This window comes from Oleomonas cavernae, from assembly GCF_003590945.1.
In the GTDB taxonomy this organism is placed as follows: Bacteria; Pseudomonadota; Alphaproteobacteria; order Zavarziniales; family Zavarziniaceae; genus Zavarzinia; species Zavarzinia cavernae.
This window is the reverse complement of sequence record NZ_QYUK01000011.1, coordinates 1,453,481-1,465,687: the sequence shown is the minus strand read 5'-3', so window position 1 is coordinate 1,465,687 and position 12,207 is coordinate 1,453,481. Positions and strand designations below refer to the sequence as shown.

10 protein-coding genes and 1 pseudogene are annotated in these 12,207 nt (G+C 68.1%); 5 read left to right on the top strand and 6 right to left on the bottom strand.

Annotated elements, in window-relative coordinates:
- The first annotated feature begins 3 nt into the window (after positions 1–3).
- From lpxA to D3874_RS10685, 4 genes are all read left to right on the top strand, one after another.
- Positions 4–807, top strand: a complete 804-nt coding sequence (gene lpxA, locus D3874_RS10700) for an acyl-ACP--UDP-N-acetylglucosamine O-acyltransferase (protein WP_119778072.1) — start codon at positions 4–6, stop codon at positions 805–807.
- Positions 800–1,648, top strand: coding sequence for an LpxI family protein (locus tag D3874_RS10695; RefSeq protein ID WP_199699018.1), 849 nt, complete (start codon positions 800–802; stop codon positions 1,646–1,648). The genes lpxA and D3874_RS10695 overlap by 8 nt, the downstream gene beginning before the upstream one ends.
- Positions 1,645–2,811: a lipid-A-disaccharide synthase gene (gene lpxB, locus D3874_RS10690; RefSeq protein ID WP_119778071.1), complete on the top strand. Its 1,167-nt coding sequence runs from the start codon at positions 1,645–1,647 to the stop codon at positions 2,809–2,811. Before D3874_RS10695 ends, lpxB begins: the two co-directional genes overlap by 4 nt.
- 79 nt (positions 2,812–2,890) lie before the next feature.
- On the top strand, positions 2,891–3,913 hold the full coding sequence (locus D3874_RS10685) for an AraC family transcriptional regulator (protein ID WP_119778070.1): 1,023 nt from the start codon (positions 2,891–2,893) through the stop codon (positions 3,911–3,913).
- Here the strand turns inward: D3874_RS10685 and D3874_RS10680 are convergent.
- The 4 genes from D3874_RS10680 to gltX form a co-directional block, all read right to left on the bottom strand.
- Positions 3,867–4,817, bottom strand: coding sequence for a sterol desaturase family protein (locus D3874_RS10680; RefSeq protein ID WP_119778069.1), 951 nt, complete (start codon positions 4,815–4,817; stop codon positions 3,867–3,869). The two genes, D3874_RS10685 and D3874_RS10680, sit on opposite strands and share 47 nt — an antisense overlap.
- 118 nt (positions 4,818–4,935) lie before the next feature.
- Positions 4,936–5,148, bottom strand: a complete 213-nt coding sequence (locus D3874_RS10675; RefSeq protein ID WP_147385619.1) for a hypothetical protein — start codon at positions 5,146–5,148, stop codon at positions 4,936–4,938.
- A gap of 16 nt (positions 5,149–5,164) precedes the next feature.
- The gene (gltA, locus tag D3874_RS10670; protein WP_119778067.1) at positions 5,165–6,460 is read right to left on the bottom strand and encodes a citrate synthase; all 1,296 of its coding nucleotides are present in this window, start codon (positions 6,458–6,460) and stop codon (positions 5,165–5,167) included.
- Between the two features lie 161 nt (positions 6,461–6,621).
- On the bottom strand, positions 6,622–8,040 hold the full coding sequence (gltX, locus tag D3874_RS10665) for a glutamate--tRNA ligase (RefSeq protein ID WP_119778066.1): 1,419 nt from the start codon (positions 8,038–8,040) through the stop codon (positions 6,622–6,624).
- A gap of 118 nt (positions 8,041–8,158) precedes the next feature.
- Between gltX and D3874_RS10660 the strand changes: the two genes are divergently transcribed.
- Entirely contained in the window at positions 8,159–10,237 is a 2,079-nt protein-coding gene (locus D3874_RS10660) for a ComEC/Rec2 family competence protein (RefSeq protein ID WP_147385618.1), read from the top strand.
- Between the two features lie 222 nt (positions 10,238–10,459).
- On the opposite strand, the gene lexA is transcribed toward D3874_RS10660, so the two are convergent.
- The gene (lexA, locus tag D3874_RS10655) at positions 10,460–11,164 is read right to left on the bottom strand and encodes a transcriptional repressor LexA (RefSeq protein ID WP_119778064.1); all 705 of its coding nucleotides are present in this window, start codon (positions 11,162–11,164) and stop codon (positions 10,460–10,462) included.
- Positions 11,165–11,254: 90 nt separating this feature from the next.
- A pseudogene (gene pip, locus D3874_RS10650) lies at positions 11,255–12,204 on the bottom strand (prolyl aminopeptidase).
- Between the last annotated feature and the right edge of the window lie 3 nt (positions 12,205–12,207).

The window sequence follows — 12,207 nt, the reverse complement described above, 5'->3', positions numbered from 1 at the left end:
GGATTGTCCACCATCCACGCGAGCGCCGTCGTCGATCCCAAGGCGACCCTCGGCCACGACGTCGAGATCGGGCCGTTTGCCGTTGTCGGCCCCGATGTCGAGCTGGCCGACGGCGTCAAGCTCAAGAGCCACGTGGTCCTGGCCGGCCACACCCGGATCGGGGCCGGCACGGAAGTCCACCCCTTCGCGGTGATCGGCGCCCCGCCGCAAACCCTCAAGCCCATCGGCGAGGAAACCCGGATCACGGTGGGCGAGCATTCGATGATCCGCGAGCATGTGACCATTCACCCCGGCACCGTGGGCGGCGGTGGCCTGACCTCGGTCGGCAATCACTGCCTCTTGATGGTGAACACCCACATCGGCCACGACTGCCACGTCGGCAATAATGTGGTGATCGCCAACAACGGCACCCTGGGCGGGCACGTCAGCATCGGCGATTTCGTCTATGTCGGCGGCATGTCGGCGATCCACCAGAATGTCCGCCTGGGTGCCCACGCCATGATCGGCGGCATGTCGGGCGTCGAACAGGATGTCATTCCCTACGGCTCGGTGATGGGCAATCGCGCCTTCCTGGCCGGCCTGAACATCATCGGCCTGAAGCGGCGCGGTTTCAGCCGCGACCAGATCCACAGCCTGCGCAAGGCCTATCGTTCGCTGTTCGCCGACGAGGGCACGCTGGCCGAGCGCCTGGCCGATGCCGCCGAGGAATTCGGCGACAGCGACGTGGTGATGGACGTGGTCGCCTTCATGCAGGCCGATTCCGCGCGCTCCTTCGTGCTGCCGCGCGCCGATCGCGGCGGTGCCTGACACCGCCCCCCAGGCGATCCGCGCCAAGCTCGGCATCATTGCCGGCGGCGGCGATCTGCCGGTCAAATTGCTCGATGCCTGCCGCCGGCAGGGCCGGCCGGCCTTTGTCATCGGGCTGACCGGCTCGGCCGAGCCGCGCCCGGAAGACGGCGTGGCGGATGCCTGGGCCTCGATCGGCTCGGTCGGCAAGATCCTGGGCCTGCTGCGCGATGCCGGCTGCACCGGGGTGGTGATGGCGGGCAACGTGCGGCGCCCGGACTTCGCCACGCTGCGCCTGGACTGGAAGGGCATCAAGGTCATCCCCCGCATCGTCGCCGCGGCGCGCCACGGGGATGATCATCTGTTGCGCTCGCTGGTCACCATTTTCGAAGAGGAAGGGTTCAAGGTCGTGGGCGCGGACCAGATACTCGATGATCTGCTGATGCCGGCCGGGCCCCTGGGCCGCTACGACCTGCCGCCCGCCCTGATGCCCGATCTCGAGCGCGGGATCATCATCGTCCGGGCCCTTGGCGCGGTCGACGTGGGGCAGGGGGCGGTGGTGGCGGGCGGCGATGCCGTGGCCGTCGAGGCCGCCGAAGGCACCGACCGCATGCTGGCCCGCGCCGCCGAATTGCGCGCGGGTTGGACCGTTCGGGACGGCCTGCTGGTCAAACTGCCCAAGCCGAACCAGGAAAAACGTGTCGACCTGCCCACCATCGGGGTCGCGACGGTCGAAGGGGCGGCGGCGGCGGGGCTTGCCGGCATCGCGGTCGCCGCGGGCGCCACGCTGGTGCTCGACCGCGACGCGCTGGTGGCGCGCGCGGATGCGCTGGGCTTGTTTGTGGTTGGGATCAGGCGATGAGTGCGACGCTGCCAGGGCCGCGGCCGGTTCATGTCTTCATTATCGCGGGTGAGCCTTCCGGCGATGCCCTGGGCGCCCGCCTGATGGCCTCGCTCAAGCACGAGGCGCAGGGCAACATCCGCTTCTCGGGCGTCGGCGGTCCCTTGATGACGGCGGAGGGCTTGGCCAGCGAGTTCCCCATGGGCGAGCTGACCTTGCTGGGGGTGATGGAAGTGCTGCCCAAGGCGGCCCATGTGCTGCGCCGGGTGCGCGAGGTCGCTGCGCGGATCATCGCCAGCCGGCCCGACGTGGTGGTGACGGTCGACGCGCCGGCGTTTTCCTTCCGGGTGGGCAAGAAGATCAAGGGCCAGGGCATTCCCCACGTCCACTACGTGGCGCCCACGGTGTGGGCCTGGCGGCCCCGGCGGGCCAAGATGGTGGCACGCTTTCTGTCCCACCTGCTGGTGCTCTTCCCGTTCGAGCCGCCTTATTTCGAGGTCCATGGCCTGAAGACCACCTTCGTCGGCCACTCCGTCGTCGAGGGCGCGGCCGAGGTTGCCGCCTTGAAGGCCGCCGGCGCGGCCCTGTGCCAGCGGCTGGGCATTGCCGACGGCCGGCCGGTCCTGGTGGTGCTGCCCGGCAGCCGCTCGAGCGAGGTGCGCTACCTGGGCCCCATCTTCGGCGAAGCACTGGCGAAACTGTCCAGGACGATGCCGGACCTTGCCGTGCTGGTGCCCACCGTGCCCAACGTCGCCCGCCTGGTGCGCGAAGCCACCGCGGCCTGGCCGGTCGAGACCTTCCTGCTGGAAGACGCGCGCGACAAGCTGCCGGCGATGGCGGCGGGCCGTGCCGCCTTGGCCGCCTCGGGCACGGTCGCGCTCGAACTGGCCCTCACCGAGACGCCGATGGTCATCGCCTATCGGGCCAACCCGTTGAGTGCGCTGGTGTTCCGCCTGATGGTCAAGGTGCGCTTTGCCAACCTGATCAACATCATGGAAGACCGGGCCATCGTGCCCGAGCTGCTGCAGGAAAAATGCAAGCCCGAGGCCCTGGCCGAGGCGGTGGCGCAGCTCATGCTCGACCCTGCGGCCGGGCGGGAGCAGATCGACGCGATGCGCCGGGTGACCGCGGCCCTGGGCCGGGGCGGCCCGGCCCCTCCGTCCGGGCGGCCCAGGCGATCCTGAAGGTCGCGGCGCAGCCCTAGGAAACCGGCCCGGCCTGGAAAGATTGACAGCGCCGGGCAATGTTTTGACACTTCTCGCCATGATCGGCCCATCGGACGAGAACCTGCGCGGTGTGGTGCCCTCCAGCTATGTGAGCCTGCTGTTCGACTATCTGGAACGGCAGGGTCATATCGCCCATGCCATCCTCGGCGAGGGGCGGCCCAAGGCGCTGGGCCGTCATCCCGTGACCCGGTGGCGGGCGATGCTGGAGCGGGCCGCTGCGCATCTGCGCGACCCGCTGCTGGGCCTCCACCTGGGGCGGACGATCACGCCGGCCTATTTCGGCGTCATGGGCTATGTGCTGCTGGCCTGCCCCAATGTCGCCGCGGCCTTCCTGCGCTTCCAGCAATACCAGCGCCTGCTCTACGACGTGAACCCGATGCATTACGCCATGGAGGCGGACACGGTCATGCTGGAATGGGGCGTGGAGGCCGGCCGGCCGGGGCCGCTGGTGGACGAGTGCGCGATCACGGCCCTGGTCCAACTGTTGCGGGACATCACCGACCGCCGGGCCAATCCGCTCGAGGTGCGCTTCGTCAATCCCCCGCCGGCAGACCCCAAGCCCTACCGCGAGTATTTCGGCTGCCCGGTGCACTTCGCCCAGGCGGCAACCGCGGTGCGCTATCCGGCCAAGATCATGGCGCTGCCGCTGCGCGGGCCCGACCCGGCCCTGCTCGACGTGCTGGAGCGGCAGGCCGATGCCCTGCTGGACGAGCTGCCGCGGCCTGACGATTTCGAGCAGGGGGTGCGCCGCTGCATCGCCCGGCTGGCCCGCGAGGGCGAGCCGAGCCTGGAGCGGGTCGCCAATGAACTGCACTGTTCGACCCGCACCCTGCACCGCCGGCTGGAGCAGCGCGGCGGCAGCTTCCGCGGACTGGTGGACGATACCCGCCGCCGCCTCGCGGATGACTACCTGACCGATCCCAGGCTGCAGCTTGCCGAGATCGCGCAGCTTCTGGGCTATTCCGAGCAGAGCGCCTTCACCCGGGCCTATCGCCGCTGGACCGGCCGGACGCCTAAGGCGACACGGCAGTTGGCGACGGCTCGCTCGCCGGGGGTATAACCGCCAGGGTCTCTGCCGTCGGCCGCTCCCATTCGGGTGGTGCCCACAGGTGCTTCAGCCGCGTGGCCAGCGGGCCGGGACGCAGCACATCGCGCCACATGTCCAGGAACTCGTGGAAGTTCAGCACCAGCAGGTTGTAACCCTTGGGCTGGCGGGTCGCGATGCCGTAGTCGGGCGCCTCGACTTCCGCCTCGTAGGTGCCGAACCAGCGATCGAAGACGATCAATATGCCGCCGTAGTTCTTGTCGATGTACTGTGCATTGCGGCCATGGTGGACGCGGTGGTTGGACGGCGTGTTGAGCAGGTATTCGAGCACGGGATGCAGCTTGCCCACGCTCTCCGTGTGGATGAAGAACTGGTAGCTCAGGTTGACGGCATAGAGGAAGAACACCGCGGCCGGCGAAACGCCCAGCAGCACCAGCGGCATGAAGAACAGCCACCAGCCGGTGATCGAATAGAGCAGGCTCTGGCGCATGGCCGTGGTCATGTTCATGTGTTCGCCGCTGTGATGCACCACATGGGCGCTCCAGAACCAGCGCACCCGGTGGCTCAGGCGGTGGAACCAGTAGTAGCAGAACTCGACCCCCAGCATGATCGGCAGGACGGTCCAGGCGGTTACGGGAATGTCGAAGAGGCGTTGCTGGTGGATCCAGCCAACGGCCGCCGCGGTGACCGTCAGATGGGCCGCGATCTCGAAAAGCTGGTAGGCGCCGCCCAGGTTCAGGTTGGCGAAAATATCCTGCCAGTGGAACTGCGCGCGGCGACCGCGGCCGCGCATGACCTGCCACTCGACGGCGAAGGCCATGAGGAAGACCGGCGTCATGCCGATCAGCACGACCTGCTTCCAGTCCACATGGTCCGAGGCCAGGTAGGTTCCCAGCCACTGCATCACCGTGTCCGCCATCGACGCTCCTCCCGGGGCTTGTCCGATGCGAGCAGTGTGCCGGGAAGTGCCGGGATAAGATTGACCGGCGCGGTCAAAGTTTTGACATTTGTCGCCAGGCCGGCGCGGGAGCGGCGCCCTAGAACAGCGTGACGCTGTAGACGATCAAGGCCGCCACGCCGATGGCGGTGGCGATCCGCAGCCAGCGGGCGAGGCGCCGGCCCCAGGGTGCCTGATTGTCGTTCGCCGGGCGTTCGAGGCGGATCCAGTCGTCGACGGCGCCGCGGGGCAGCAGGCCGGCACCCGGCGAACGGCCGCCGACGCCCGAGCGTCGTGACTGTCCACCGGACACCGGCTTTTCCATGGCGTTACCCGCGCTTGTCGACCGCCACGTATTCACGCCGTGGCGAGCCGGTATAGAGCTGACGGGGGCGGCCGATCTTCTGCGAGGGATCGGCGATCATCTCCGCCCACTGGGCGATCCAGCCCACCGTGCGCGCCAGGGCGAACAGCGGGGTGAACATGGTGGTGGGGAAGCCCATCGCCTTGAGGATGATGCCCGAATAGAAGTCGACGTTGGGGTAGAGCTTCTTCTCGACGAAGTAGGGATCGTTGAGAGCGATCTTCTCCAGTTCCATGGCGACCTGGAACAGCGGGTCGTTGTGCACGCCCAGTTCATCGAGGACGTTGCGGGCGGTTTCCTGCATCACCTTGGCGCGCGGGTCGTAGTTCTTGTAGACCCGGTGGCCGAAGCCCATCAGGCGGAACGGATCGTTCTTGTCCTTGGACTTGGCGATGTATTCGGGAATGCGGTCGACGGTGCCGATCTGCTGCAGCATGTTCAAGGCTGCCTCGTTGGCGCCGCCGTGGGCCGGGCCCCACAGGCAGGCGATACCTGCCGCGATACACGCGAACGGGTTGGCGCCCGACGAGCCGGCCAGGCGCACGGTCGAGGTCGAGGCGTTCTGCTCGTGGTCGGCGTGGAGGATGAAGATCTTGTCCATCGCCTTGGCCAGCGTGGACGACACCTTGAACGGCTCGCAGGGGACGCCGAAGGTCATGTAGAGGAAGTTCTCGCAGTAATCGAGGTCGTTCCGCGGATACATGAACGGCTGGCCGATCGAGTACTTGTAGGCCATGGCGATGATCGTCGGCATCTTGGCGATCAGGCGGTGGCTGGCGACCACGCGCTGGTGCGGGTCGTTGATGTCGGTCGAGTCGTGATAGAAGGCCGAGAGCGCGCCGACCACGCCGCAGATGACGGCCATCGGATGGGCGTCGCGACGGAAGCCGCGGAAGAACATCGAGAGCTGCTCGTGCACCATCGTGTGGTAGGTGATGTTCTTGTTGAACGTCGCCTTCTCCTTGGCCGAGGGCAGTTCGCCGTTCAGCAGGAGGTAGCAGACCTCCATGAAGTCGCTCTTGTCGGCCAGTTCGTCGATCGAATAGCCGCGGTACAGAAGAACGCCCTCGTCACCGTCGATATAGGTGATCTTCGACTCGCAGCTCGCGGTCGAGGTGAAGCCGGGGTCGAACGTGAAATAGCCGGTTTCGCCATAGAGCTTGCGGATGTCGACAACCTTCGGCCCGACAGACCCTTCCATCACCGGCAACGATACGCGGGAGCCACCATCCTCGAGAAACACAGAGGTCCGTTCGGCCATGTCGCTGCACTCCGTAGCAAATCGTTAGAAAGTTACAATCCGGATGCCGAACCTGCTTGGGGAGGATGGTTCGGCACCCGTCAGCTAAGTATCAGCCCCAGTATACTGTGAAGCATTTCAGCGCGAATAGGCCCCACGTGGCGTCTATGCTCGATTTCCGGTCACGGCCGGCCCCCGTCCAGGACATCTGCCAGACGACCCAGGGACTCTTCCGCCCCCAGAACCTCGGCCACCTCGAAAATCGGCGGCGATACGGTGGTGCCGGTGAGGGCGGCCCGCAGCGGTTGGGCGATGTCGCCCAGCTTGGCGCCCGTCGTCTCGCTCAAGCCGCGGGCCGCCGCCTCGATCGCCGTCGCGGTAAAGGGCGCAAGCCCGGCGATCGCCGCGCGCAGGGCGGCCAGGCGCTCGCGCCCGATGCCGGCCACCAGCCCGGCGGCCTTGGCATCCATGGCCAGGGGGCGGCTCGCCACCAGGAAACGGGCGGAATCGGCAAGTTGCACCAGGGTCTTGGCACGCGCCTTCAGCCCGGCCATCGAGCGCACCAGGCGATCGTGGTCGGGGCCCGTCAAGGGCCGGCCGGCAGCCTCGGCGAGCTTGGGGGCGATCAACTCGGCGAGGCGGGCATTGTCGGCCTCGCGCAGATAGTGGCCGTTGAGATTGTCCAGCTTGGCATAGTCGAAGCGTGCGGGCGAACGGCCGACATTCTCCAGGCCGAACCATTCGATCGCCTGCTGCGTCGAAATGATCTCCTCGTCGCCATGACCCCAGCCCAGGCGCAGCAGGTAGTTGCGCATCGCCTCGGGCAGGTAGCCCAGGTCGCGGTAGGCATCGACGCCCAGGGCGCCGTGGCGCTTGGACAGCTTGGCGCCGTCCGGGCCGTGGATCAGCGGGATATGGGCGAAGATCGGGCAATCCCAGCCCAGGGCCAGGTAGAGCTGGGTCTGGCGCGCGGTATTGGTCAGGTGATCGTCACCGCGGATGACATGGGTGATGTCCATATCATGGTCGTCGACCACGACCGACAGCATGTAGGTCGGCGTGCCGTCCGAGCGCAGCAGGATCATGTCGTCCAGTTCGGTGTTGGGGAAGCGCACTTCGCCCTGGACCAGGTCCTGGATTACCGTCTCGCCCTCGCGCGGGGCCTTCATGCGGATCACCGGTGCCACGCCTGCCGGCGCCTCGGCCGGGTCGCGGTCGCGCCAATAGCCGTTGTAGCGCGGCGGCTTGCCCTCGGCCCGGGCCTGCTCGCGCATCTGGGTCAATTCCTCGGGCGAGCAATAGCAATGATAGGCCCGGCCCTCGGCCAGCAGGCGGCGCGCCTCCGCGGCATGCAGGTGGGCACGGGAAAACTGGTGCACTACCTCGCCGTCCCAGTCCAGGCCCAGCCACTGAAGGCCTTCGAAGATCTTGCCGATGGCGTCCTGCGTGGAACGCTGGCGGTCCGTGTCTTCGATGCGCAGGCGGAAGGTGCCGCCGAAGTGCCGGGCGAACAGCCAGTTGAACAGCGCGGTCCGGGCGCCGCCGATATGCAGGTAGCCGGTCGGCGAGGGGGCGAAGCGGGTAATCGGGGGCTTTGACATCGACTTGGGGGGCTTTCTTCGTTGGCGTTTCTTTAGCACGGCGAAAAGCCTGATCACACCCCCGTTCCAGCCTGCTAGGATCGCGCAGGAGTCGTATCGCCGGGGTCGTTTCGCGCCAGTGTTCCGCCAGTCTCTTGCCGCCTTTCTGGACGCCGTGCTGGCCGAGCGCGAGCGCTGGTCGCTGTGGCTGCCCGTGGGGCTGGGCACCGGCGTCGGGAGCTACCTGGCCCTGCCGGTGGAGCCGCCCTGGTGGCTGGCCCCCGCCATCCTGGGCGCCGTCCTCGCCGGCATCGTCTTCAGCCGGCGCACACCGGGCCTGCGGCTGGCGCTGATCGCACTGGCCGCCGTCGCCGGCGGCTTTGTCGCCATCAATCTGCGCGTGCTGACGGTCGCAACGCCGGTGGTAACGGCGAGGCAAGGGCCGGTTCTCGTCGAGGGGCGGATCGTCGAACTCGAAGCGCGCCCGGGCGAGCGGCCGCGGCTGGTCCTGGCCCAGCCCGCCATTGCAGGGGGCGCCGTTGCCCCGGCGCCCCGGCGTTTGCGCCTGTCGCTGGACCCCGACATGGCGACCCAGGGGTTCGGCCCGGGCGATATGCTGAGGGTCAAGGCCATTCTGCTGCCGCCGCCCGGTCCCGCCATGCCCGGGGCGCCCGACCATGGCCGCTCGATGTGGTTCGAGGGCATCGGCGCGGTTGGTTACGCGGTGGCCGCGCCCGAGCGGCTCGAGGCGGCCGACGCCGGCTCGCTCGCCCGGTGGCGGCATCGCCTGGCGCTGCGCATCGGCCAGGGCTTGGCGGCGCCCGAGGGTGCCATTGCCGCGGCCTTGATGGTGGGCGAGCGCGGGGCGATCCCGGAAGCGACCGAGGAGAACTGGCGGGCTGCGGGGATCTCGCACATCCTCTCGATCTCGGGCCTGCATCTGGGCCTGGCGGCGGGCCTCGTCATGTTCGGGCTGCGCTTCGCCCTGGCGGCGATCGCGCCGATCTCGCTGCGCCGGCCGGTGAAGAAATGGGCGGCGGCCATCGCCATCCTCTCGGCCGGGGCCTACATGGTCGTCGCCGGCATGGATGTGCCGGCCCAACGCTCGTTCATCATGACGGCGATCGTGCTGCTGGCGGTGATGGTCGACCGGCTGGCCATCACCCTGCGCCTGGTCGCCCTGGCCGCGGCGGCGATTCTGCTGATCGAGCCTGAAGCACTGATGACACCGGGCTTTGGCATGTCCTTCGCCTCGGTAACCGGGCTGGTCGCCGGCTTCGAGGTGCTGCGGCCCCGGATCGGCGCCTGGCGTGCCACCTCGGGCGACGGCTGGATGCAGCGCATCCTGCTGGCGCTTGGCACGATCCTGGTCTCGAGCGTGATTGCGACGGTGGCGACGGCGCCCTTTGCCATCGCCCATTTCGGCCGCCTGTCGCTCTACGGCCTGGGGGCGAACCTGATCGCCGTGCCGATCACGGCCTTCGTCATCATGCCGGGTATCGTCGTGGCGGCGGTGCTGATGCCGCTGGGGCTCGAGGCGCCGGCGCTCTATGTCGTGGGGCAGGGGATCGCCGCCGTGGACTGGGTGGCGCGGGCAGTGGCCCAGTTGCCGGGGGCCGCCCTGGCGGTGCCGGCCATGGGCCAGGGTGCCCTGGTGCTGTTCGTGCTCGCCGGGCTTTGCCTTTGTCTGTGGCGGGGCCGCCTGCGCCTGACCGCCTTGCCCCTGCTGGCGGCCGCGGCGGTGGCCTGGGCCGTGGACATCGGCGATCCGCCTGTGCTGCTGGCGCATGAGGAAGGCCGGGCGGTGGCGGCACCGGCGGGGGATCGGCTGCGCCTCCTGCCGCCGGGAAGCCCGGGTTTCGTCGTGGAGCAATGGACGGAGCGCCTGGGACTGCTCGAGGCGCAGATCCTGGCGCGCGAGTCCGCTTGCCGGGACGGCTTGTGCCGAATGGATCTCGCGGACGGCCGCAGCGTCGTGGTGATCGCGCGCGCCACCGACACACTGCCCTGCGCGACCATCGTCATCGCCCCAAGGACCTCGCTGCCCCGCCGATGGGACTGCGAGGGCCTGAAACTGGTGATCGACCGCGAGCGGTTGGCGCGCACCGGCAGCTTCGTGGTCGAGGCCGGCGAGGGCGACCGCTTGCGCCTGATCAGCGTCGAGCAAACCCGCGGCCTGCGACCATGGACCCCGGCCTATTGGTTGGGCGAACATTGAGAGGCCTGTCCGGCTCGTGGGCTGGAACCTTGGATCCCCTCTCGATCGTCATGCCCGGCCTTGTGCCGGGCATCCACGTCGGGACACAGTCAAGTCCGTTGACGAAAGAGGCAGCTTGTCGACGTGGATGGCCGGGACTTCGCCCGGCCATGACGGCAAAAGGTGCACCTGGTCCCAGACACCTTGGGCCTGCGCCGGGATGACGAGGTAAATTGAGGGCTTTTAGTGATAGCGCCGGAACAGGCCTACCAGCTTGCCCTGCACCTTCACCCGGTCGGGGCCGAAGATGCGGGTCTCGTAGGCCGGGTTGGCAGCCTCCAGCGCCACGGCGTTGCCCTTGCGGCGCAGGCGCTTCAAGGTCGCCTCGGCATCGTCGATCAGGGCGACGACGATGGTTCCATTCTCGGCCGTGTCGGCGCGGCGGATGATGGCGATGTCGCCGTCATGAATGCCGGCATCGATCATGGAATCGCCCTGCACCTCGAGGGCATAGTGTTCGCCCTTGCCCAGCATGGTGGCGGGCACGGCGATCGAACGGGAATTGTCGGCCAGCGCCTCGATCGGCGTGCCGGCCGCGATCCGGCCGTGCAACGGCAGGGATACCGCCGTGAGCGACTCGTCGGTGCGGGCGGCGGGCAGGGGGGTGGTGAAGGTGCCGGTGATGACCTTGCCTTCGGAGGTCGCGATGCGCGGGCCGCGGGTGCCCTTGATCGGATCGGGCAGGCGGGTGACTTCCAGGGCGCGGGCGCGGTGCGCGAGGCGGCGGATGAAGCCACGCTCTTCCAGGGCGGTGATCAGGCGGTGAATACCAGACTTGGATTTCAGGTTCAGGGCATCCTTCATCTCGTCGAACGACGGGGACACGCCCTTCTCCCGCAGGCGGGCGTCGATGAAGACGAGCAGCTCGTATTGCTTCTTGGTCAGCACTGCCAGCCCCTTGGAATCAAGACAGGAACATTACCTGAACACTTTTCTGTTCTATTTTGGTTCTGGTTGAGCGTCAAGAGCGCACAGCCCTCAGGCGGGCAATTTCTTGAACTTCTCGCAGGCGGCGACCAATGCCGCCCGCGTCCCCGGCTCGAAGGCATTGTGCCCGGCGTCGGGAACAATCTGGTACGTCGCTTCCGGCCAGGCCTGGTGGAGGTCGTCGGCGGAGCGGATCGGGCAGACCATGTCGTAGCGGCCTTGCACGATCACGGCCGGGATCCGCCGGATCCGGTCGACATCCTCGATCAGCTGGTTCGGGCGCAGAAAACTGTCATGGATGAAATAATGCGCCTCGATCCGCGCCAACCCAAGCGCTGTTACATCGTCGGCGAAACCGCGCACGGTTTCCGGGCTGGGCAGCAGAGTCGAGCACGAGCCTTCGTAGACACTCCAGCTCCGCGCTGCCGGCATGTGGATCGCCGGGTCGGGATCGGTCAGGCGGCGGTAATAGTTGGTCAGCAGGTCGCCGCGCTCGTCCTCGGGCAGGAAGCCGGCAAAGCGGCGCCAGTTCTCCGGGAAGATCTCCCGCATGCCGTAGAGGAACCAGTCGATCTCGCTGGGCCGGCACAGGAAGATGCCGCGCAGGGCGAGCGCGATCACCCGGGCCGGGTGGCTCTGGGCGTAGGCGAGCCCCAGGGTCGAGCCCCAGCTGCCGCCGAACACCACCCAGCGGTCGATGCGCAGATGCTCGCGCAGGTGCTCCATGTCGGCGACCAGATGCGGCGTGGTGTTGCCGTCGGTTGCCCCAGCGGGCGCGAGCGGCCGGCGCCGCGCTGGTCGAAGACGACGATGCAATAGGCTTCGGGATCGAAGAAGCGGCGGTGCACCGGCTTGGCCCCGGCGCCCGGGCCGCCATGGACGAAGACCACCGGCAGACCGCGGACATTGCCCGACACTTCCCAATAGAGGCTGTGGCCGTCACCGGTATCGAGATGCCCTGACAGGACCGGCTCGATATCGGGGTAAAGCTCGGTTCGCATGGG